Origin of the sequence: Hymenobacter sp. DG25A (assembly GCF_001280305.1) — a bacterium.
In the GTDB taxonomy this organism is placed as follows: domain Bacteria; phylum Bacteroidota; class Bacteroidia; order Cytophagales; family Hymenobacteraceae; genus Hymenobacter.
This window is the reverse complement of sequence record NZ_CP012623.1, coordinates 41,519-64,134: the sequence shown is the minus strand read 5'-3', so window position 1 is coordinate 64,134 and position 22,616 is coordinate 41,519. Positions and strand designations below refer to the sequence as shown.

Annotated in this window: 15 protein-coding genes; 11 read left to right on the top strand and 4 right to left on the bottom strand. The window is 57.6% G+C overall.

The window, feature by feature from the left end:
- Window positions 1-196 precede the first annotated feature (196 nt).
- Window positions 197-1,090, bottom strand: a complete 894-nt coding sequence (locus tag AM218_RS16885) for a GAF domain-containing DNA-binding protein (protein ID WP_054410788.1) — start codon at window positions 1,088-1,090, stop codon at window positions 197-199.
- A gap of 278 nt (window positions 1,091-1,368) precedes the next feature.
- On the opposite strand from AM218_RS16885, the gene AM218_RS00250 reads away from it, so the two are divergent.
- The 11 genes from AM218_RS00250 (at window position 1,369) to AM218_RS00200 (ending at window position 19,123) form a co-directional block, all read left to right on the top strand.
- Window positions 1,369-1,644: a twin-arginine translocase TatA/TatE family subunit gene (locus AM218_RS00250; protein ID WP_316937425.1), complete on the top strand. Its 276-nt coding sequence runs from the start codon at window positions 1,369-1,371 to the stop codon at window positions 1,642-1,644.
- 9 nt (window positions 1,645-1,653) lie between these two features.
- Complete coding sequence (gene tatA / locus AM218_RS16225; RefSeq protein WP_082317980.1) at window positions 1,654-2,013, top strand: twin-arginine translocase TatA/TatE family subunit; 360 nt, start codon at window positions 1,654-1,656, stop codon at window positions 2,011-2,013.
- 10 nt (window positions 2,014-2,023) lie between these two features.
- Window positions 2,024-3,463 carry an Asp-tRNA(Asn)/Glu-tRNA(Gln) amidotransferase subunit GatA gene (gene gatA, locus AM218_RS00240; RefSeq protein ID WP_054410787.1) on the top strand — a complete coding sequence of 480 codons (1,440 nt, stop codon included), beginning with the start codon at window positions 2,024-2,026 and terminating at the stop codon, window positions 3,461-3,463.
- Complete coding sequence (locus AM218_RS00235) at window positions 3,463-5,490, top strand: LysM peptidoglycan-binding domain-containing protein (RefSeq protein WP_054410785.1); 2,028 nt, start codon at window positions 3,463-3,465, stop codon at window positions 5,488-5,490. Before gatA ends, AM218_RS00235 begins: the two co-directional genes overlap by 1 nt.
- Before the next feature lie 160 nt (window positions 5,491-5,650).
- A complete protein-coding gene (locus AM218_RS00230; RefSeq protein ID WP_157547451.1) occupies window positions 5,651-6,250 on the top strand; it encodes a hypothetical protein in 600 nt (199 codons plus the stop codon).
- A 156-nt stretch (window positions 6,251-6,406) separates the two neighbouring features.
- Entirely contained in the window at window positions 6,407-8,680 is a 2,274-nt protein-coding gene (locus AM218_RS00225) for an NADP-dependent malic enzyme (RefSeq protein ID WP_197273990.1), read from the top strand.
- Between the two features lie 171 nt (window positions 8,681-8,851).
- On the top strand, window positions 8,852-9,457 hold the full coding sequence (gene ruvA, locus AM218_RS00220) for a Holliday junction branch migration protein RuvA (RefSeq protein WP_054410783.1): 606 nt from the start codon (window positions 8,852-8,854) through the stop codon (window positions 9,455-9,457).
- A 156-nt stretch (window positions 9,458-9,613) separates the two neighbouring features.
- On the top strand, window positions 9,614-16,807 hold the full coding sequence (gene sov / locus AM218_RS00215) for a T9SS outer membrane translocon Sov/SprA (RefSeq protein ID WP_082317979.1): 7,194 nt from the start codon (window positions 9,614-9,616) through the stop codon (window positions 16,805-16,807).
- 182 nt (window positions 16,808-16,989) lie between these two features.
- The gene (gene gcvH, locus AM218_RS00210) at window positions 16,990-17,370 is read left to right on the top strand and encodes a glycine cleavage system protein GcvH (RefSeq protein ID WP_054410779.1); all 381 of its coding nucleotides are present in this window, start codon (window positions 16,990-16,992) and stop codon (window positions 17,368-17,370) included.
- Between the two features lie 11 nt (window positions 17,371-17,381).
- Window positions 17,382-17,786 carry a VanZ family protein gene (locus AM218_RS00205; protein ID WP_054410777.1) on the top strand — a complete coding sequence of 135 codons (405 nt, stop codon included), beginning with the start codon at window positions 17,382-17,384 and terminating at the stop codon, window positions 17,784-17,786.
- 29 nt (window positions 17,787-17,815) lie between these two features.
- Window positions 17,816-19,123 (top strand): M28 family metallopeptidase, encoded by a 1,308-nt coding sequence (locus AM218_RS00200; RefSeq protein WP_082317978.1) that lies wholly within the window; start codon window positions 17,816-17,818, stop codon window positions 19,121-19,123.
- Between the two features lie 111 nt (window positions 19,124-19,234).
- On the opposite strand, the gene AM218_RS00195 is transcribed toward AM218_RS00200, so the two are convergent.
- The 3 genes from AM218_RS00195 to AM218_RS00185 all read right to left on the bottom strand — a co-directional run bounded on the left by AM218_RS00195 (window position 19,235) and on the right by AM218_RS00185 (window position 22,579).
- The gene (locus tag AM218_RS00195) at window positions 19,235-19,777 is read right to left on the bottom strand and encodes a hypothetical protein (protein WP_054410774.1); all 543 of its coding nucleotides are present in this window, start codon (window positions 19,775-19,777) and stop codon (window positions 19,235-19,237) included.
- A 333-nt stretch (window positions 19,778-20,110) separates the two neighbouring features.
- Entirely contained in the window at window positions 20,111-21,004 is an 894-nt protein-coding gene (locus tag AM218_RS00190) for a YicC/YloC family endoribonuclease (RefSeq protein WP_054410772.1), read from the bottom strand.
- Between the two features lie 153 nt (window positions 21,005-21,157).
- Complete coding sequence (locus tag AM218_RS00185; protein ID WP_054410770.1) at window positions 21,158-22,579, bottom strand: beta-helix domain-containing protein; 1,422 nt, start codon at window positions 22,577-22,579, stop codon at window positions 21,158-21,160.
- Window positions 22,580-22,616: the final 37 nt, after the last annotated feature.

The following is a 22,616-nucleotide window of genomic DNA, read 5'->3' as shown; positions in this document are numbered from 1 at the left end:
GAGCTATGAAAACAAACTTAGCTATCAGTCTATTCTCCACTGCTGGCGGCAGCGAGTAGCAGAGAATGCCCCCGATAACAGGCGAAAGATAGGAAAATTCCGTCGTTTATAACAGCGGTTTTTCGTTGAATCTGTATTTTTTCTCGGTGTATTCCCTTATTTTACGATAAAGGACATTTCATAGTTTTGGGATTAATCAAATAAGATTTAGGCGTCCCATAAGACCCGCCCGGTAAGACTGGCCAATGGGTATCTCCAGGGCTCCTTTTGAGCCGTCTATCATTACCGCATCGGCTTCGATAGAGTTAATTTTATCCAACTGTACTATATACTTACGATGCACCCGGACGAAGGTGCGCGCCGGCAGCTTCGACTCGATATCCTTCATGGTGGTATAAATCGTCAGGCGCTCGGTGGTAGTGTGAATGTTCACGTAGTCTCCCAGCGCTTCGATGTAGTTGATGTCGGTGATTTTTACGCGCAGTAGCTTCTGCTCGTGCTTCACGAAAATCTCATTGCGGCTGCCCATGTACAGGGCCTGTGCCGAGTCGTTGGCCATTTTCAACAGCCCTTCCAGCTTCTGCTTTTCCTGCTCCAGCAACAGCTGGGTGCGCCGCAGCTCCAGATGCATAGACACTTCTTTAGCCAGAATTACGAGGGCCTCCCGTTGCTGCGTGGTCAGCTCATGGGGCTCGGTATGCAGAGTGCATAGGGTGCCCAAGGGAAAACCCTCCGGGGTAAGCAACGGGGCCCCGGCATAGAACCGAATGCTGGGTTCATCCGTCACCAGGGGGTTATCCTGAAATAAGGGGTCTTCCGTGGCATTCTTTACTTCGTACACGTCCTTTTCCGTGAACATGGCGTGCTGGCAGAAGGCCATATTGCGCGGCGTCTGTTGCTTGGCTTCCAGCCCCAGATTCGACTTAAACCACTGCCGCTCCGCATCAACCAGCGAAACCAGGGAAATGGGCGTTCCGCAGATCAGGGCAGCCAGCCGGGTTAAGGCGTCCAGAGAAGGCTCGGGCGGTGTATCCAGCACCTGGTAGCTATGCAGCGCCTCTAGCCGCGCTTCTTCATTAACTACCTTCATGGTAGGGGCCGCTAGAGAATCAGTTTCTGCAGTGGTGACTTTATACGGTATCATATCAGGATGTTCTACTATCCCACTGTTTGGAGCGGGCGCTTAACAAAAGTACTGGGTCAATGTTGGATTTCAATTGCTGAAAATCCGCAGGGGCTGGTTTAATTGGCGAATATCTACGTAGTTACCACCCGGTTCAGATTGCCAAAATGTGCTCCGGAAGCAGAGCTTCCCAATCTGCATTTAGAAATTATAGGGTACCTTTGCCAATCCTGTAGCTGCACCAAGTGCGTATACAAGATTTCAACTTCAAAACCGGCCCCCAAGGGCCTTGTGCCATGACATTCGCCACACTTCTTCTGGGTATCGGTAACTTCGGAGGCACCGAGCTTCTGCTTATCGGCCTCGCTATTATTCTGCTATTTGGTGCTAAGCGTATTCCGGAATTGTTCCGGGGCATGGGCCAGGGCATCCGCGAGTTTAAGGATGCTTCAAAGGAGGAAAAGCCCGAGTACCGGGATGGTCCTTCCAACCCCAACAATCCTACGCAACCACGTCAGTAACTTTCTGTCATGAATACTCCATTTCTTCTTTTTCTGGGTGACCTGGGTGGTGGTGAGCTAATGCTGATCATGGTGGTTATCCTGATTTTCTTTGGCGCCAACAAAATACCCGAGCTGGCGCGGGGACTGGGCAAAGGCATTCGGGAGTTCAAGGATGCTTCGCGGGAAATCCGCAGCGAGATTGAAAACTCCGGTCAGCCGCAGCAGCCCCAGCAGCCTTACCAGCAGCAGTTCAACCAGCAATACGCCGCTCCGCAGCAGCCGGTGACCCCTCCAGTGGCCCCCACCCACGTAGCGCCTCCCATGGATGGGGGCATTACCCCGCTTACTCCCGAAGAGCAGCACCGCTTAGATCAACCGACCAACTGATTCTCTGACTTTGAGACGCTTTAACTCCCTCACGGAAGTTCGCCACGAGCTGACGGCAGGCACTATGACCTGTCGTCAGCTCGTGGAGTATTATCTGGATAATATTCAGCAGAAAAGCCACCTGAATGCTTTTCTGGAAGTATTCGCTGATGAAGCCCGTGCCCAGGCCGATGCCGTGGACGCCAAGCTGGCCGCCGGCACGGCGGGCCGCCTGGCCGGTATGGTCATTGGTCTGAAGGACGTGCTGGCCTACAAGGACCACGCCCTGCAGAGCAGCAGCCACATTCTGGACGGCTTCAAATCCCTGTACACAGCCACGGCCGTGCAGCGCCTCATCGACGAAGATGTTATCATCATCGGCCGCCAGAACTGCGACGAGTTTGCCATGGGTGCCTCCAACGAGACGTCTTACTTTGGCCCCGTGCGCAATGAGGTAGACCCCGAGCGGGTATCCGGTGGTTCATCGGGCGGCTCGGCTGTGGCCGTGCAGGCTGATCTGTGCCTGGCTTCGCTGGGTACGGATACGGGCGGCTCGGTGCGTCAGCCGGCTGCTTTCTGCGGTGTCATTGGCTTCAAGCCTACGTATTCGCGCATCTCGCGCTACGGGCTTTCCGCTTATGCTTCCTCTTTTGATCAGGTGGGTACCCTCACCCGCTCGGTGGAAGATGCGGCGCTGCTTCTGGAGCTGATGGCCGGCCCCGATAATTTCGACAGCACCGGCAGCCAGCGCGAAGTGCCGGCTTACAGCCAGCTGCTGGAGCCCGCCCCGCATTACCGCATTGCCTACATTCGAGATTGTATGGAGCGCCCGGGCCTGAACCCGGAAATTAAAGCGGCCACGGAAGATGCCCTGGAGCAGCTGCGCAGCCAGGGCCACGTGGTAGAAGCGGTAGAATTCCCCTACCTCGACTACATCGTACCCACCTATTACATCCTGACCACCGCCGAAGCCAGCTCTAACCTGAGCCGCTACGACGGAGTGAAGTTCGGCTACCGCGCCCCCGACGCTACCGATCTGGAGTCGCTCTACAAGAAAACCCGCTCCCAGGGCTTCGGCCCCGAGGTGCAGCGGCGCATTCTGCTGGGCACCTTCGTGCTTTCGGCCAGCTACTACGACGCTTACTATACCAAAGCGCAGCGCGTGCGACGCCTCATCAAGGAAACAACCGATGAGCTGCTGCGTCAGTACGACTTCCTGGTGCTGCCCACTACGCCTACTACCGCTTTCCGCATTGGGGAGAATAAAAAAGATACTTTAGCAATGTATCTTGCTGATATATTTACTGTTCAGGCTTCCTTGGCAGGCGTTCCGGCTGTTTCTGTTCCCTTTGGTCAGGACGCTGCCGGGCTGCCTATTGGCCTGCAGATTCTGAGCGGCTCCTTCCGCGAAGAACATCTGCTTGCCTTTTCCAAGTCCGTCACGGAAACCTTAACCCCGGCCGCTACTTGATGAGTACATCGTTCCGCACTTCCGCCCTGCTTCTTTTCCTGGCCACCGTGGCTCGCCCTACCCTGGGGCAAACCCTGCCCGAACTGAAACCGGACGCGCCCAGTGCGGACGATACGCTGCGTGCCCAGCAACAGCTGCTGCGCGCTGACTCTTTGGTAGCCGAGCCGGCGTTTTCGCCGGACTCGGCCATGCTGGTTTGGCGCCAGACTCCGCCGGCCGTGCGGGACCTGGTAGCCGACCGGATTGCCTGCTACGAGTCCGACATGCCGCTGGTGTTCAACAACACGGTAATGGCCTTCGTGAATTACTTCACGGTGCGCAACCGTACGTACACCCAGCGCATATTGGAGCGCCAGAATCTGTATTTCCCGCTGTTTGAGAAGTATCTGGCCAAGTACCATTTGCCGCAGGATCTGAAATACCTGGCCGTGGTAGAATCGGCGCTGCTGCCCCAGGCCCGCTCCCATGCCGGAGCCGTGGGCTTGTGGCAGTTTATGGGCCCCACCGCCGGCGACCTGCGCCTACGCCGCGACGAGTTTGTGGATGAGCGCATGAATCCGGAGAAATCGACGGAGGCGGCCTGCAAGTATCTACGGGATTTGTACCGCTACTTCGGCGACTGGGAGCTGGTGCTGGCGGCGTATAACTACGGCAGCGGCAACATCAACAAGGCTATCCGGCGGGCCGGTGGGCAGCGTAGCTTCTGGGCTATTTATAACTACCTGCCGAAGGAAACGCGCAATTACGTACCCACTTTCACGGCTACGCTCTACACGCTTAACTACGCCAAGGAGCACGGCCTGCACTCCGAGACGCTGAACTACCGCTACCCGGAGCCAACCGATACGCTGCTGATTTCCGGCCGCTCGCTGGATCTGTATAAGCTGGCGAAGTCGATGGGGCTGGACTCCACTACGATTCTCAGCTACAACCCGGAGCTGCGCAAGTACTACATCCCCGAGTCCTTCCGGAACTACCCGCTGCAGGTACCCAGCTGCGTGCGCACCGAGCTGGTAGCCCAGGACCGCAACACGCTGCTGGACTACTGTAAAGTAACGCTGCCCCCACCAGCGCCCATCATCCCGCTTAACCCGCTGCTGAATGGGGTTGATTCAAGCCGCACGGCTGTGGCCGCCAGCGAACCGACAGCCCCAGCAGAGAAACCCCGATACCGGCGGGCGCGCCACACGGTGCGCCGCGGAGAAACCGTGGCCAGCGTAGCAGGCCGATACGATGTAGACCCCAGCCAGATCCGGCGGTGGAACAAGCTGCGCAAAGGACAAAAGCTGGTAGCCAGGCAGCAGGTTTTCGTATATGTACCCGTGGCTGATGAAAAAGTCGAAACGGTTGCCGCGGTAAAGTCTAAGCGGACCGTACCAGCCAGGCTGGCTACCGTAGCGGCGCCAAAAAGCATGGCCGATACGGCAATAGCGGTAGCCAAGGTTACGCCTTCTGCGCCAGTGGCAGCAGAAGAGCAAATCCAGGCCAGGACGCCGGAAGTAACCCTGCCAACCCGGAAAGCTGCTGAGAAGCCTTCACCACGCCCGGCACGCACGGTAGCGGCTATTACTATAGAGAAAACCAATACGGAGCCATCCGTAGCCCGCCCCACCACCAGCACCGATGATGACAGCCTGCCGGCGGAATATGTAGTGCGCCCCGGCGACTATCTGACCAAAGTAGCCCGCGAGCAGGGATTAACCGTAGCCCAGCTTACCACCTGGAACCGGCTGGAATCAAGTCAGGTGGTGCCCGGGCAGAAGCTGGTGTTGCACGCACCGGGCCCGGACGAAGCCGTAGCCGAGGCCCATCCCAAAGCCAAGGAGCAGCGCACTGCAACAGCAGGCCCCAAAAAGGCCGCCCGCTCTACCCCCATGCCGGCCCGCGTGCACCTGGTACAGCCTGGCGACACCTTATATAACATCTCGCGCCGCTACCAGGGCGTTACCGTGGAACAGTTGCGTAAGCTCAACCACCTGACTTCGGATGAAGTGAAGCCCGGCCAGAAGCTGATTGTGCAGGGCTAAATTTCTTTTTCTTGGAATAATTAGGGGAGGGCCACGCAAAAAGCCCTCCCCTAATTATTTATAAGTTGCCGGGCAAAAAAGAAGTACGCTATGGAACCTTTTATAGCGAAAGGGCACGGTGCTTGTCAATAAGCCTGCTTCACTTATTCCTACTTTATTTATGCAACTACTTCGACGCCTTACTTTCCTGGCAGCTCTCACGCTAAGTACGATGGGCTGCGGCTCTAAAGAAGATGAGCCACAACCGGCCCCGGTTCCGGCGGCCGAGTTTGCCTTATACCGTAGCATTTATTATCCGGCTACTGCAGAAACAACAGGGATACGCTATGCCCCCATCGAAATCAAAACCAGCGGCGCCTTGAGTGAGCAGGAACTTACCCTGCATTTTTCCGGCAGCGCCGGCCCGGATGCCATTACCTTTACCCTCCCGGGCCAGCAGCTTACCAGTGGACTGACAGGTACTTATACTCTTCAATCATTGCCGAACCCGGCTGAAGGTGTAGCAGATGTATGGTACGTATTTACGCGGGCAGAAGCACCGGGCAGCACCCAAGGCAGCATCTACGGCAGCCATATGCACCAGCTGTCAGGCTATCTGAAGATTACCGCCTTTGACCGCCAGCGCCGTCTGATTAGTGGGGAGTATGAGGTGACTATGGATAACATTTCTGACCCCTATGACAGCAACTGGGGCCCCAGCCCGATAAGACGTTGCAACCTGGAAATAGGAGGCAGTTTTAAGAACATGCCACTCAAGTAAATAAGGCTTCTTTTCCTTCTGTTTTATCCGCCCCGGCCCTCCCTGGTCCGGGGCGGTTTCGTTTACGCTGCATGCCGCGCAAACTTTGATTCCGGCCAAATTCGCCCCAACTTGCTTCTTGCCTCACACCCGAGGAACCACCCTACCATTGCACGCATGCTGAAAATAAATAAACAGGAAGCGCTGGATTATCACTCCCGCACGCCCGCCGGCAAGATTGAAGTTGTTCCCACCAAGCCCGTCAGTACCCAGCTGGATCTGGCGCTGGCCTACTCTCCGGGAGTTGCCGAGCCCTGCAAGGAAATTGCCGCCGATAAGGACGCCGTTTATAAGTACACCGCCAAGGGCAACCTGGTCGCCGTTATCAGCAACGGAACGGCCGTGCTGGGCCTAGGCAACATCGGCCCCGAAGCCAGCAAGCCCGTGATGGAAGGCAAAGGCGTACTGTTCAAGAAGTTTGCCGGCATCGACTGCTTTGATATTGAAATTGATGCCACCGACCCCGACGAGTTCATCCGGATTGTAAAGGCCCTGGAGCCCACCTTCGGCGGCATCAACCTGGAAGACATTAAGGCCCCGGAGTGCTTCCGTATTGAAACGGAGCTGCGGGAGAAGATGAACATTCCGCTGATGCACGACGACCAGCACGGCACCGCCATCATTTCCTCGGCGGCGCTGCTCAACGGTCTGGAAGTGGTTGGCAAGCGCATTGACGAAATTAAGCTGGTCGTAAGCGGCGCCGGTGCAGCGGCCATTTCCTGCCTGCGCCTGTATCTGGCGCTGGGCCTGAAGCTGGAAAACGTAGTGGTTTTTGATAAGGATGGGGTGATAAACTCCAGCCGCACCGACCTCGACCCGCTGCAGTTCCAGTTTGCCACCCAGCGCCCCATTACCAAACTGGCCGAGGCCATGGAAGGCGCCGACGTATTCCTGGGCCTGTCCGCCGCCAATGTGCTGCCTGCCGAGCTGCTCCTACTGATGGCCGACAACCCCATTGTGTTTGCGCTGGCCAACCCCGACCCGGAAATCCCCTATGAGCTGGCCATGGCCACCCGCCCGGACATTATCATGGCTACCGGCCGCTCCGACCACCCCAACCAGGTAAACAACGTGCTGGGCTTCCCCTACATTTTCCGGGGGGCTTTGGATGTGCGCGCTACGGAAATCAATGAGGCCATGAAGTTGGCGGCGGTGAAAGCGCTGTCGGAGCTGGCGAAGGAAGCGGTGCCGGATATGGTAAACCGCGCCTACGGCGACAACACGCTGGCGTTTGGCCGCACTTATCTCATTCCCAAGCCGCTGGACCCCCGTCTGATTACCACCGTGAGCCCGGCCGTAGCCAAAGCCGCTATGGACAGCGGCGTGGCCCGCATTCAGATTGATGATTTTTTGGCGTATGAAGACGAGCTGCGCAGCCGCCTGGGCGTAAACCAGAAGCTGATGAACCGCATCACGCAGGCCGCCCGCAGCAACCCCAAGCGCGTGGTTTTTGCCGATGGCGACAGCTATAAAACCCTCAAAGCCGCCCAGATCCTCAGCGAAGAAGGCATTGCCAAGCCCATTCTGCTGGGCAACCGCAACAAAATTGCGCGCTTGGCCGCCGAAAACAGCCTAGACCTGGAAGGCTGCGAAATTATTGACATTCTGCAGCAGGACGCCAAGCGCGAAGAGTATGCCAACCTGCTCTACCAGAAGCGCCAGCGCCGGGGCATTACGCTCTACGAAGGCCGCCGCCTGCTACGGGAGCGGAACTACTACGGCTCTATGATGCTGGAAACTGGTGAGGCCGATGCCTTTATTACCGGTCTGAGCAAGGACTACGGCAAGTCCATTGTACCTTCTCTGCAGGTGATTGGAGTGGAAGCCGGCGTGAAGCGCGTGGCGTCTATGTACATCATTCAGCACAAGAAAGGCCCGTTCTTCTTCGCTGATACCACCGTGAACATCGACCCCACGGCCGAGGAGATGGTGGACATTATTGGCCTCACGGCCCGCGCCGTGCGCTTCTTTGATGCCGAGCCGCGCGTGGCCGTTATCAGCTACTCCAACTTCGGATCCAACCCCGGCGATCTGCCCGACAAGGCCCGCAAAGCCACCGAGCTGGCCAAAAAACGCTACCCGGAGCTCATTATTGATGGCGAGATGCAGGCCAACACGGCCCTGAACCCGGAACTACTGCGCGAGCAGTATCCCTTCTCCGAGCTGGCCAACAAAGGCGGCGCCAACACCCTCATTTTTCCGAACGTTATCAGCGGCAACATTGCCTATAAGGTCATCCAGGAAATTGGCGGGGCCGAGGTAATCGGGCCGGTGCTGATGGGCATGCGCAAGCCGGTGCACATTCTGCAGTTGGGCGCCTCGGTACGGGAAATTGTGAACATGGCCGCTATTGCGGTAGTAGACGCTCAGGAACCGCAGCGGGGACTGTAGGCTCTAAACTTATGGCCGTAGCGCAACGCTTTTCGGAGGGTTGCGTTACGGCCATTTTATTTCCCAATAGTGCAGTTTACAGGATAGAAAACCGGCTTTCTGGTGTTAGTTTCTTACCTTCTGGGCTCGTAGCCCGCTCCTCCTTCCTTTCCGCTTTTACTTTTCAACTGCATGATTGCCTACCTCGACGGTAAACTAGCTTATAAAGATCCTACCCTAGCCATTATCGACCTCAACGGCCTGGGATATGAAGTAAAAATCTCTCTGGCCACTTATTCCAAGTTGCCGGCCGAGGGCGAAAAAGCGAAACTCTATACCTATCAGCATATTAAGGAAGACGCGCAGGCGCTGTACGGGTTCCTCGACCCCAACGAAAAGTCGCTGTTTATGCAGCTGATTTCTGTGTCGGGCATTGGGCCGGGCACGGGCATTGTCATGGTATCTTCCATGTCGGTGGGGGAAATCCGGCAGGCCATTGTGCAGGAAGATGTGCGCTCTATCCAGAGTATTAAAGGCGTGGGGCCCAAAACGGCCCAGCGCGTGGTGCTGGAGCTGAAAGACAAATTCCGCAAGGAGGAGCTTTTGGCAAAAGCCGGCTATGATACGGTGCCTTTGGCGCGCCAGCACAATACCAACCGCTCGGAGGCGTTAGCAGCTTTGGTTACCCTGGGCTTTGCCCGGACGGCTGCCGAGAAACAATTAGACCAGATACAGCATCGCCATGGTAATGATCTGAGCGTGGAAGAATTAATTAAATTTGCCCTTAAGTCCCATTAGGAATCCCCCTGTCCCTGCTGACAATTGAATACCGGTAAGCACTCCTTTACCGCCGTATCCGTCGTTTTTGCGTCACTACTGGCTTGGTGGTCGCAGGCTGAGGCCACCGGAGCCGGCGCTTTTGCATTTCAGGACCTATGGTCAGCAGGCCGGTTGATGCTGGCTGTGGATACGCCGCGCACGGTATTGCCGGCCGATACCAGCCGCTACCGGCCCAGCCGCCGCCCCAAAGTGGCCCCGGCCGACCGGGTGGGCAACCGCCTGAGCCCGCAGCGCCGCGAGTCGCCGCTGCTGCTGGATCTGCCTTCCAACGTGAACCTGAACGTGACCGTGGACGACAGCCTGCAGGGCGTGGACCTGTCGGAAACCGTGGGGGACAGCATCAACTACCGCGACCCCACGCGGATGACGTTTGAGGAGTATTCCCGCTGGCAGGAACAGCAAACCATCCGCAACTACTTCCGCAATAAGGCGGCGGGTGGCGTAGCTGGCGAGGCCAACACGCCGGCTGTAGCCCAGCGCCTGATTCCTAAAATCTACCTGGGCCCGGCCGCCGACCGTATTTTTGGCGGCAGCTTCGTGGATATCCGCCCCAATGGCTCGGTTACCGTGCGCGCGGGCGCCAAGTTCAACCGCAACCGCAACCCCACGCTCACCCTGCGCCAGCAGAAAACCGGCGACTTCAACTTTGAGCAGCAAATGAACCTGAACCTCGCCGGCCAGATTGGTGAGAAGCTGCGGGTAACGCTCAACTACGATACGAAGGCGGCTTTCGACTTCGAGAACAACATGAAGCTCGATTTCACGGGCTTCGATACAGACATTATCCGCAAGATTGAGCTGGGCAACGTGAGCTTGCCGCTCAATAACTCGCTTATTCAGGGCGGGCAGAATTTGTTTGGGGTGAAAACCCAGCTGCAGTTTGGCAAGCTGGCCGTAACGGCCGTGGCCGCCACCCTGCGCGGCCAGGCTGATGAGGTGCGCGTGCAGAACGGCGGCCAGAGCCGCCCCTTCGAGATTAAAGCCAGCCAGTACGAGCGGGACCGGCACTTCTTCCTGTCGCAGTTTTTCCGCGACCGGTACGATGCTTCCCTGCGCAACCTGCCCACCATTCAGTCGGGCATAGAAATCCGGCGGCTGGAGGTGTACGTGACCAACGACAACCGCGCTACGGATAATCTGCGCAACGTGGTCAGCCTCATGGACCTGGGTGAACCCCGCGTGATATACCGCAATGAGCTGTTCAGCAAGCAGCAGCCCCCGCGTACTCCGGCTGCCAATGATGCCAACAAGGAGTTTCAAACGGTGATAGCCGGGGGCCAGAGCGCCCGCAGCAACCTCACCACCGATACCTTTCTGAATTCGCTGGGGTTGTCTAAATCCGTGGACTATGAGCACGTGCGGGCCCGCCGGCTCGACCCCCGCGAGTACACCTTTAACGCGCAGCTGGGCTACCTCTCCCTGAATACCTCGCTGCTGCCGGAGCAGGTTTTGGCCGTTTCCTACGAGTATACCTACAATGGCCGCGTATATCAGGTAGGCGAAACCGTAAACGAGTACGGCCCCGATGTGCAGCAGGACGAGGTGGTGTTCCTGAAAATGCTGAAGAGCACCAACCCGGCGCTGCAGTTTCCCACCTGGGATTTGATGATGAAAAACATCTACTCCCTCAATGCCAATCAGCTAAACCGGGACAACTTCCGCCTCGATATTATCTATAAGGATGATGCGTCGGGCATTGACCTGATTTCGCTGAAGGAAGGCGAGAAGGTGAAAAACATTCCGTTGGTGCAGGTTTTCAACCTCGACAACGTAAACGCCAACAACGACCGGCCAGCCGACGGCAACTTCGACTTCCTGACCGGCATTACCGTGGACCCCGAGCAAGGTCGCATCATCTTTCCGGAAGTAGAGCCCTTTGGTTCTTACCTGAAGAGCAAGTTTGACACCGTAACCGAGAAAGGCCTGGTAGACAAATACGTGTACCAGGAGCTCTACGAGCAGACCCAGAGCGACGCGCAGCAACGGCAGGAGAAGGACAAATTCTACCTGCAGGGCCGCTACCAGGCTACTTCTACCGATGAAATCAGCCTGCCCGGCATCCGGGTAGCAGAGGGCTCGGTGCGGGTGTACTCCGGCAGCACGCTGCTGCAGGAAGGCACCGATTATCAGGTATTTTATGATCAGGCCAAGGTTAAAATTCTGAATCCGGCCTATCTGAATGCGGCCAACGAACTGCGCGTAGCATTTGAGAAAGATGCCCTGGTGCAGGTGCAGCCCCGCCGCCTGCTGGGCGCCCGGTTTGATTATCGCCTCACTGAGGACATCAATTTTGGCGGCACCGTGCTGCACCTGGTAGAAAATCAGGCTCCGGGCATCAACCGCGTCAACATCGGCGACGAGCCCGGCAATAACACCATGTACGGGCTGGACGTGAACATGCGGCGCGAATCACGGGTGCTGACCAAGTACCTGGACATGCTGCCGCTGATTGAAACCAAAGCGCCTTCGTCGGTCGCCTTTAGCGGGGAGTTTGCGCAGCTGGTGCCGGGCAAAACCAAGCTGGGCCGCGGCGAGAATGGGGTTTCCTATGTCGATGACTTTGAAGGGGCGCGCACGCCCTACACGCTCAGCGGCATCAGCTCCATCACCTCCTGGCGGCTGGCGGCCACGCCCCTGCCACTGCTGCAAGGCACTGGTTTGGCATCGGCCTACAATCGGGCCAAGCTGGCCTGGTACACCATTGATCAATCGTACTACAACAACGGCTCCAGCAAGCCCAACAACATCCGGGCCGCCGACCTGCTGAACCACTACACCCGCGGCATTGCGCGCACGGAGATTTTCCCTAACCGCGACAACGGCACTCTGGGCAACGGCTACGAGTACCCCCTGGACCTGGCGTATTTCCCCACCGAGCGCGGCCCCTATAACTACAACCCGGCCGTGGGCGCCGATGGTAAAACGCTGCCCGCGCCGGATAAAAACTACGCCGGCATCAGCCGCGAAATCACCTTTGATACGGACTTCGACAACGCCAACGTAGAGTACCTGGAGTTCTGGCTGATGGACCCTTTCATCAAAGGCAAGAACGGCCTGATTGACGATAGTGAGCACCCGGCTGTGAACAACACCACCGGCGGCGAGCTGTACCTGAATCTGGGCGCTGTGTCGGAGGATGTGCTGAAGGACCAGAGCCGCTACGAGTTTGAGAATGGCCTTTCCGATGATGAAGCCAACCCCGAGCGGGATACGGAGCGCACGGAGTGGGGCCGCGTGAGCACCCAGCAGTTTCTGACCGATGCCTTTTCTACGGCCCCCGGCGGCCGCAACCGCCAGGATATCGGGCTGGATGGCCTCAATGATACAGAGGAAAAAACCTTCTTCCAGGGCGTGTATAGCACTTTGGAAGACCCCTCGGCCGATGACTTCCGCCACCACCTGAACGACTACTACAATTCCGGCGGCCGCGACATTAAGATTCTGGGCCGCTACAAGGAGTACAACGGCATGGAGGCCAACTCGCCGGAGAACAGCCAGCAAAGCTCCACGCCCCTGCCCGATAAGGAAGACCTGAACCGCGACAACGTCATTTCCGACACGGAGCGCTACTACGAATACAAGATTTCCCTAAAGCCCGGCCAGCTGCGCGTGGGCGAGAACTTCATTGTAGACAAAGTCTCGAAAAACGTAAACGGCGACGCCATAACGTGGTACCAGTTCCGGGTGCCGGTGCGGCAGCCTACGGCCGTGCGCGGCACCCCCGATGGGCAGCCCTTCGGCTTTAAGTCCATCCGGTTTATGCGGCTGTATCTCACGCAGTGGCAGCAGCCTGCCGTGCTGCGCTTTGTGCAGATGCAGTTTGTGGCCAACCAGTGGCGCCGCTTCCTGGGCACCGTGGCCGAGCCCGGCAAGCCTAACGTGAATACGGATGCCGACGTCGATGCCTTTGCCATATCGACGGTGAGTCTGGAAGAGAATGGCAGCTCCAGCACCAATGCGGTAACGGATGCCATTCCCTACGTGCTGCCGCCCGGCATCCGCCGCGACCGGGAGTATGGCTCCAGCACCGTAAACCGGCAGCAGAACGAGCAAAGCCTGCGCCTGTGCGTGGAAGGCCTGCGCGAAGGCTACGGCAAGGCCGCCTACAAGAATGTGAGCATTAACATGCTGCGCTATAAGCGGCTGCGCATGTTCCTGCACGCCGAAAGCGAAACCGGCACCCGCAACGACCAGGTCCGCGCCATTGTGCGCATTGGCACCGACTATACCCAGAACTACTATGAGTACTCGCTGCCGCTGAAAATTACGCCCCAGGGCAGCATCAACGAGACAGAAATCTGGGACCCAGCCAACAACATTGATATTGCCTTTCAGGAGTTTGTAGATGCCAAAATGGAGCGCTACAAGACGGTGGGCGGCGCCAACCTGCAGGTGCCTTATGTAAAACAGCTGGCCGATGGCCGCACCATTACCATCGTGGGCAACCCTGATTTCTCGGAGGTGCAGGGCGTGCTGATTGGCGTGTTCAACCCCACCAATGACGGCGCCGAGCAGTCGGTGTGTATATGGGCTGATGAGCTGCGCGTGGATGACTTTGACCGCACCGCCGGCTGGGCCGCTACCGCCCGCTTCAATACCCAGCTGGCTGATCTGGCCAACGTAACAGCTACCGGCAGCTACCTTACGGTGGGCTTTGGCGGCCTGCAAGACAAGGTGCAGCAACGCTCCCTGGACGATGTAGCCCGCGGCGACCTGAACGCCACCGTAGCGGCCGAAAAGCTGCTGCCCAGTAAGCTGGGCCTGCGCATTCCGGTGCTGGTGCAGGCCGGCACGGAGTCCCGCTCTCCCCGCTACGACCCGCTGGACCCCGATGTGGAGCTAAAACAGTCGCTGGAGAAGTTTGAAACCAGCAGTGAGCGGGATACCTACCGCAAGGAAGTAACCGACCAGACGCGCAGCCGCAGCATTAGCGTGCTGAACCTGCGCAAGGAGCGCGTGAACCCGGAGAAGAAAGTACGCCCGTATGATATCGAGAACTTCGCGCTGAGCTACTCCCTGAATGAGCAGCTGCACACCGACATTCGCACGGACCGGGACTTCACCAAAACCTTCAATGCCGCGCTGGCCTACACCTACCAGACCACGCCCAAAAGCTACACGCCGCTGGCAGGTGTCAAGGCCCTGGAGTCGCCGTACCTGAAAATGCTGCAGGAGTTGAACTTCACGCCCCTGCCCAGCCGCTTTGCCTTCCGCGCCGACCTGGACCGCCGCTACAACGAGCGGTTCCTGCAGCGCACCACGCTGCCGGGCCAGGTGCCCTCGGCCGAGGGTATTCCGGGCGTATTCCAGAAAAGCTTCTTCTTCAACCGGATTTATGATCTGAAGTGGGACCTGACCAAGAGCCTGGCCCTGGACTATACGGCCGCCAACCGCGGTACCATTGATGAAGGCCCCGGCCGCACCATCGGCGACGATGACATCTCCCGCCGCAACCGTACCCAACTGTGGAAAAACCTGAAGCGCGGGGGCCGCACCACCAATTTCAACCAGACCATAGCGCTTACCTACCGCCTGCCGCTGGACAAGTTTCCGCTGACGGACTGGCTGAGCGCCGACACGCGCTACGCCGCAAATTACTCTTGGCAGGCCGCGTCTACCGCCCTCACAGCACCAAAGGACCCCACCAACCCAGATAGCGAAACCGAGCCGCTCAATTTGGGCAATACCATTCAGAATAATGCCGAGCTCAGCGCCAATGGCCGTATTGACCTGGTGAAGCTCTACAACAAAGTGCGCTTTCTTAACATCATCAACAATGCCCCGCCCCCCCCGCGCCGCCCTACGGCGGAAGAAGCCAAGCGCAACCCGCAGGCACCGGTAGCCCAGGCCCCCGCCGACACCACTGCCGGGCCCGAGCTGCGCGTGCTGAAAGGCGTGCTTCGCTCCCTGATGACGGCGCGGAGCCTCAATTTCACTTACACCCGCACGGCGGGCACGCTGCTGCCGGGCTACATGCCTAAAACCCGCTTTCTGGGTATGAACAGTGATTTTGATGCCCCGGGCCTGCCCTTTATCCTGGGGCGTCAGTATGAGTTGAATGACCTATACAACCGGGCGCAGAGCAATGGCTGGTACACCGAGCGCAGCGACTACTTGAACACGCCGCTCAGCTCCCTAGAAACCACTAACCTGAACCTGCGCACCGCGCTGGAGCCCTTCCGCGACTTCAACATTCAGCTGGATGCTACCCGCCTGACGGTGCGCAACCGGGAGGAGTTCTACCGTTGGAAGATAGACTCCCTCACCCTGGAGCCTTACCGCGACGGCAATGGCAACTTCCAGCTGGCCAATAAGCTGCCATCGGGCACGGGTTCGTTCAGCACTTCTTTCATTTCCATTCAAACCCTGTTTGGTGACCAGAGCCGGGGCGGCACCGAGTCGAAAGCCTTTGACCGGTACGTGGCCAACCGGCAGATCATTCGTGACCAGCTGGCCAAGGCCAACACCAACCCGGGCAACTACGGCTTTAACTCGCAGGATGTATTGATTCCGGCTTTCCTGGATGCCTACCGCGGCCGTTCTTCCGATGGATACAAGCCCAAGAAGTTTGACCCGTTTGCCATGCTGCCGCTTCCTAACTGGCGCATTGATTATAATGGACTGGGCGAACTGCCCTTTATGCAACGCTTCTTCCGCTCGGTTTCTATTACGCATGCCTACGCCTCTACCTATAATATAGGCAGCTACTCTACCTCAGCGCAGTACAACAATGAGCCGGAGGGCCTGGCCTCGAAAACCAATACCAACGGGGACTTTATTCCCTACTTCGTGTTGGGGCAGGTCAGTATTCTGGAGCGGATGTCGCCACTGCTGGGCCTCAACTTCCAGACTCTGGAAAAAGTGACCGGCCGCGTAGAATACCGCACCGAGCGCAACCTCTCCCTGAACACCACCAACGCCGAGGTAACGGAAGTGCACACCGAGGAAATGGTAATTGGCTTTGGCTACGTAACCAACCAGCTGAAGCTCCCTTTCCGCATCGGCGGCGAGCAGCGGATTCTGCGCAATGAGCTGACGGCCCGCCTGGACCTGTCTATCCGGGACAACAGCACCATTCAGCGCCGGATCAATAATGTCTCGGACACCGACCCGGGCCAGCCCAACAGCACCACCACCAATGGCGGCCGCCAGGTGCAGCTGCGCCCCACCATCGACTACGTGCTAAACCAACGGCTGAATCTGCAGTTTTACTTTACGCGCCTCATTTCGGAGCCGCGGGGTAACTCCGGCTACCGCAATGCAGCCACCGAAGGCGGCCTGCAGCTGCGCTACAGCCTCTCGGAGTAAGGATTTTGAAAACCAGCCGCCCGGTTCTTTGTATAGCAAGGAGCCAGCGGCGTATTTCAGATTCCCAGGGCCCATGTCCGGCCGCATATTCTGCGCCGGGGCTGGCGTTGCAAGCATTATATCTTACTTTTGAACACAGGCTGAATTAGCCTAACACCATCCGTTTCCCTTTCCCCAGCACTATGAACTTGCCCGCTAACCTGCAGTACACCAAAGAGCACGAGTGGATTCGCGTAGAAGGTGACGTTGCCTACATTGGCATCACCGACCACGCCCAGAGAGAGCTCGGCGACATTGTGTATGTTGATATCGACACCCTTGACAAAGAGGTAGCCCAGAACGACGTATTCGGCACGGTAGAGGCCGTGAAGACGGTATCAGACCTGTTCAGCCCTATTTCCGGCACCGTGCTGGAAATCAACGACAAGCTGGACGGCAGCCCGGAGCTGGTAAACTCTGACCCTTACGGCGACGGCTGGATGATTAAAATGTCGATAGGCAACCAGGCTGAGCTGGCAGGTCTGCTCTCGGCTGAGACCTATGGCGAGCTGATCGGCGCATAAACTTTCTGCTGATGTATCCGGCCCCGCCCACGTCCCGCCACCGCGCCTATGTCGCGCTGCCCGCGACGTGGGCGGTGGTCATTCTGGTCCTGACCCTCACGCCCCGGGACCACATGCCGCATGAGCCCCAATGGCAGCTGTTTTCCTTCTACACGGCAGCGCACGCCTTCGTGTTCTGGGTGCTGGCTATCCTTTGCTATTTCTCGGCCCAGCGGCAAACGCAATACCCCTGGCTGCGCGCGCATGCGGTTAGCGTGCTGTTTGTAGCCTGTACACTGTTCGGCTCCTTCATCGAGCTGACCCAGATGGTGATGGACCTGGGCCGCTATGCGGAGTGGACCGATGTTTTAAGTGATGCGCTGGGCACGCTGGCCGGCCTCCTGATGGCCAGACTGGCCCTGCGGCGTTTTGCCTGATGGCCCTTTCTGATTTTACCCGTTAGCGTATGCCTGCTATATGCAAGCTAGCCCGACAGCGCCTGCATTGGCTGGGCCTGAGCGTGTGCCTACTCACGCTAGCCCCGGAAGCTGCCCATAGCCAGGACATGCGCGAGGTACGCCGCACCGTGCGTTACCTCACCTCCCGGCACCTGCACGGGCGCGGCTACACGCACCACGGAGACCAGCGCGCAGCGGCTTTCCTGGCCCGCCAATTTAAAAGCCTGGGCTTAGTTCCTTTTAAGTCCGCGGCCGCCTATACGCAGCCCTTCCCGCTTACCGTGAACACCTTTCCGGGCCGGCTGGCAGTTACCGTTGACGGCCACAAGCTGCAGCCCGGGCAGGACTTTATCCTGGCACCGGAATCTGCCGGTGGGCGCTTCACTGCTTCCGTTGTTTATTTCGATTCGCTGGCCTTAGGCCAGGAAGGGGCCCGGCAGCAGTTTCTGGCGCAGCCGTTGCAGGCGGTAGCATTAGTCCTTACTCAGCCCGACTACCAACGTATTCAGGCCCAGCCCTTGCTAGCGCAAAAGCTAGGCGAGGCCCGCGCCCTGGTAATTCTCGTTCCCGGTAAGCTCACCGCTTCTCTCGCCCCTCGGCAAGTGGCGCAGCCCAAATTGCTGGTAGCCGCCCCTGCCTGGCCGCATGCCGCTAGGCAAATCACCTTGGTGCTGGATGCCTGCCTGCAGGAGAACTACCGCACCCAGAACGTGCTGGGCTACATTCCCGGCACTGCCCGCCTCGATTCTTTACTGGTAGTAACCGCGCACTACGACCACCTGGGCGAGTTGGGCCGTCACCACTTTTTCCCGGGCGCCAATGATAATGCCAGCGGTACCAGCATGCTGCTCCAGCTGGCCCGGCACCTGAGCCAGCCTTCCCACCGGCTGCGCTATACCGTAGTGTTTATTGGTTTCAGCGGGGAGGAAGCGGGCCTGCTGGGCTCGCGCTATTTCACGGCTCACCCGCTGTTCCCGTTAGATAAAGTCCGGTTTCTGCTGAACCTGGATTTAGTGGGCACCGGCGATACCGGCGCCACGGTAGTGAACGGCACGCTGCATCCAAAGGAATACCAACTACTGCAACAGCTTAACACCGGTCCGGCGAGCGTAGGGCCACTGAGCGCCCGCGGCAGAGCAGCCAACTCCGACCATTTTCCATTTTCCGAAGCGGGGGTACCGGCCTTTTTTCTCTATACACGGGGTGGCATCGCCGCTTATCATGATGTAGACGACAGAGCGGAAACCCTGCCCCTTACGCGCTATAATGAGCTATTCCAGCTGCTAAGCCAATTCCTTACGCACTTAGCGCACTAAGAAACCCGTTCAGACTTATACAAAAAGCGACTACCCCGGAATAGCCCGACCTAAGGTCAGCGTATTCCGGGGTAGTCGCTTTTTAACGGGTAGAGCGGGAAGCGGGAAAGCTTAGCCGTTTGACTTGAGGGAGTTCATGATTTGCTTGGCCACCATTTCCCACTCGGGCTTCTGACGGTCGGCGCAGGTGAAGGTGCACATGAGCAGTTTGCCTTCCACGTCGGTGAAGAAAATTAGGTTGTATACCTCGTGGCCCAACTCAGGCTTCATCAGCTCGAGGTAGCCAACGTGGCGGCCGCTCACTTCCTTCATGCCTTTTCCAAACCACTTGGCGTCCGGAAACTGCTTGGAGTAGGTCTTGATGAAGTTGTCCGTATACATTTGGATCATATCCTGATCCGCCGTGTTATCGGTGTAGGTGAAAGAGATGCTGGCCTCCTTGCTGTTGGTGTAGATAACGCTGGGACGGCTCTGAGCTTTGGCATAGATGAAATCCATCTGCTGCTCGCTCATCACCTCAAAACCTTTGGGGATAAGAATCTCAACCCGCTCACTCAGAACGCGCTTCTTGATAAGTTCAACTTCTGCGGCAGGACGGGCAGCCATGAGCACAAGCATCAGGCTGAATACTGGGAAGAGTAGAGCTTTTTTCATAGTCGTAGGCAGAAAAAAGATGGAATCAATCTTTGAAAAGGGCCGCCGCAGTAGAATAATCCAACTGTTCGGATAACACAATTTACTTACAATATCCGGAGTCGCAAGTATTTCAAAAAAAATATTTTAGCGACGCCGACACCGGTCCCTTCCAACTTTGGTGAAAACCACCGATGAAGGAGATACTCAGCGTTTTGTACGGGCAAATATAAGAACGTTTTAAATAGCTAAGCCTAAAATTGTTCAATTTTTCATTAAAAATTAATATCCCAATATTTATCGGTTTAATTCTATTAACCTGCCTCATCTACGAAAAATGAAGCTCAATTGGATTTAGAGGATGTTGTTGATCTGTTCTTTTATTTTCTCCAGCTCCTCCTTCATTTCCACCACTAAATGCTGAATTACAGGGTCATTTGCCTTGGAACCGATGGTATTTATTTCCCTTCCGATTTCCTGTGAGATAAACGCCAGCTTTTTGCCCGTGGGCTCAGGCAGGAACACAGTTTCGTTAAAATAATGCAAATGGCTGACCAACCGGACCTTCTCCTCAGCAATGTCCAGCTTCTCTATATAGTAAAGTAATTCCTGCTCAAAGCGGTTGGCATTAAACTGCTCGGCGGTGCTTAAATCGGCCAGGTGGGCCCGCAGCTTTTCCCGGATGGTTTCTACCCGCACCGGGTCGTGGCGGTCCACATCGGCCAACAGAATACGGATCCGGTCAATGTAGCTCAGGATTTCGGTGGTCAGCGTCTGGCCTTCATCCTGCCGGAACTGGTTAAGCTTATCCAGCGCTTCCTGCACTACGGGCTGCAACTCCTCCCACGACAGGGCTTCAGTTTCATCGGGGCGGGCGGCTTCAGTGGGGCTTTGGACAATGCCGGGCATCTTCAGCGCCAGGGCAAACAGGTCGGTTTTGGGCGCGCCTACCAGCTCCGCCGCGCGGGACAACTCCTCGTAAGCGGCCACCAGGGCTTCCTGGTTGAGGGCAAACTGCACGGATGCCGTGGTACGGGGACGGCTGAAGTCGATACTCAGGTTGATTTTGCCGCGACCCAGCGCTCGGGTGACCATGTTGCGGATTTCCAGCTCCTTATCATTGAGAAAGCGCGGCAGGCGCAGGCTCAGGTCCAGGCCTTTCGAGTTCAGGGATTTGGCTTCGACAACGAGAGAATACTGGTCGGTTTCGCGCGTGGCGGTACCGTAGCCGGTCATGGATTGGAGCATGGGGCAAACACAACAAAAGGGTGAGTGCCCTAAAAGTACAGCATCGGCAAACAACCCGCACTAGGGCGGTGCCTTTCAGCCTCAACCGGCCACCATAAAAAAAGCCGGAGCCTAAGCTCCGGCTTTTCGCCAAACTGCCCCGGGGGTCAGCTATTAGTAGTCGGTGCTTTCGGGGGTGAAGTTGGTCCAGCCCTGCACCCAGTTTTCGGTGCCGAAGGCGCCTTTGTAGGTCACTTTATCGAAGAAGCTATCAGCAGCCTTTCCTTCGAAGGCGGCGCCGGTGAGCAGCGGGGAGCTAGCCTCGGGCAGGAAGTTGGGCGCCAACAGGTTGAACGTGGCCGGGTTGAGGCCCAGCGTGCTCAGCTCCGCCCCCAGAACGGTGGTATTGCCTTTCTGGGTTTCCTTGAACCAGGTAGTCAGCTGATCCAGCGTGAAGGCATCGGTATTGTTCTTGGGCACCAGCGCCGTAGCGGTATTGGCCAGCACTACCCCGCTTAGGGTGATACCGCCCGACTGGGCATTGGCCCAGGTAGGGCCGCCATCGAAGCGCAGACCTTCCGGATAACCCACCACGACGGTGTTGAAGATGCTGGTAGACGTGTTCCGGCGCAGGTGCATGCCCGACTGGTACGCGCCGCTGCCCGACTGCTGGGCGTTGGAAGGCGTACCTGCCGTTACGAAGGCGCTGACGTTGCTGAACACCGGTGCCGTGAGGGGCATGCCTTCGTTTGCGCCAATGGTGCCATCGGGCTTGGTGCCGGGGTTGAAGTTATCCGACTCAAAGGCGTTGGAGCCCGACTGGTCCGCAATCTGCGGATCGCGCAGGGAAACGGCGTACTGCACCTTGCCGGTGTAACCAAAGTCGGTATCAAAATCATCGTCCCAGCCCCGGTAGGCCACCAGGTGCTTGGCGTTTACGTTGCCGCCAAACCACTCGTAGGAGTCGTCGCCGGAGTAGGAAATCTGAATGTAGTCGAGCTTAGTGCCCGCGCCCACACCGTACATGGTCAGGCCGTTGATTTCGCTGTTGGCGGCGGCAGAAAGGGGCACGCCGGCAAACTCGATGCGCACATACTGCAGGCTGCCGGAGTTATCAGCGGCATCAGAGCCCCCGAACTCGCCCCGGATACCACCTTCCAGCTTGGTAGAAGATGGCTGGTTCATGGGGGCCCGGCCCACCAGCACCACGCCGCCCCAGTCGCCGTACTTGCGGCTGCCTTTGGCCTGGGCCGAGGTGAACACAATGGGCTTGGCTGCCGTGCCATTGGCAATCAGCTTGGCGCCGCGCTCAATAATCAGGGAGCCTTTCGTGTCTTTGTCGCCGAAGATGACCGTGCCCGGCTGAATTTCCAGGGTCACGCCTTCGGTCACGTACACAAAGCCTTTCAGCAGGTACTTTTCCGTGGCCAGCAGCGTGCGGCTGGTTTTGATTTCGCCTTCCAGCACCACGCGTCCCTGGGGGTCGCGGGGGCCGTTGTCTACTACTACCGGAATCGGGTCCGGATTGTCTTCTTTGCAGCTCACCGCTGCCACCGTCATCATAGCTACCAACAGTGCTTTACTCAGCTTTTTCATAGAAAGAATTATGGGAGTTGGGTACTGTATGAAGCGC

What these genes read in the sequence shown, in the direction of transcription:
- AM218_RS00225 (WP_197273990.1), top strand. Translation starts at nt 6,407, where the DNA reads ATGCTGAAAATAAATAAACAGGAAGCGCTGGATTATCACTCCCGCACG.
- AM218_RS00235 (WP_054410785.1), top strand. Translation starts at nt 3,463, where the DNA reads ATGAGTACATCGTTCCGCACTTCCGCCCTGCTTCTTTTCCTGGCCACC.
- AM218_RS00190 (WP_054410772.1), bottom strand. Translation starts at nt 21,004, where the DNA reads ATGCTCCAATCCATGACCGGCTACGGTACCGCCACGCGCGAAACCGAC.
- AM218_RS16885 (WP_054410788.1), bottom strand. Translation starts at nt 1,090, where the DNA reads ATGAAGGTAGTTAATGAAGAAGCGCGGCTAGAGGCGCTGCATAGCTAC.
- AM218_RS00205 (WP_054410777.1), top strand. Translation starts at nt 17,382, where the DNA reads ATGTATCCGGCCCCGCCCACGTCCCGCCACCGCGCCTATGTCGCGCTG.
- sov (WP_082317979.1), top strand. Translation starts at nt 9,614, where the DNA reads ATGCTGGCTGTGGATACGCCGCGCACGGTATTGCCGGCCGATACCAGC.
- ruvA (WP_054410783.1), top strand. Translation starts at nt 8,852, where the DNA reads ATGATTGCCTACCTCGACGGTAAACTAGCTTATAAAGATCCTACCCTA.
- AM218_RS00200 (WP_082317978.1), top strand. Translation starts at nt 17,816, where the DNA reads ATGCCTGCTATATGCAAGCTAGCCCGACAGCGCCTGCATTGGCTGGGC.
- gcvH (WP_054410779.1), top strand. Translation starts at nt 16,990, where the DNA reads ATGAACTTGCCCGCTAACCTGCAGTACACCAAAGAGCACGAGTGGATT.
- tatA (WP_082317980.1), top strand. Translation starts at nt 1,654, where the DNA reads ATGAATACTCCATTTCTTCTTTTTCTGGGTGACCTGGGTGGTGGTGAG.
- AM218_RS00185 (WP_054410770.1), bottom strand. Translation starts at nt 22,579, where the DNA reads ATGAAAAAGCTGAGTAAAGCACTGTTGGTAGCTATGATGACGGTGGCA.
- AM218_RS00230 (WP_157547451.1), top strand. Translation starts at nt 5,651, where the DNA reads ATGCAACTACTTCGACGCCTTACTTTCCTGGCAGCTCTCACGCTAAGT.
- AM218_RS00195 (WP_054410774.1), bottom strand. Translation starts at nt 19,777, where the DNA reads ATGAAAAAAGCTCTACTCTTCCCAGTATTCAGCCTGATGCTTGTGCTC.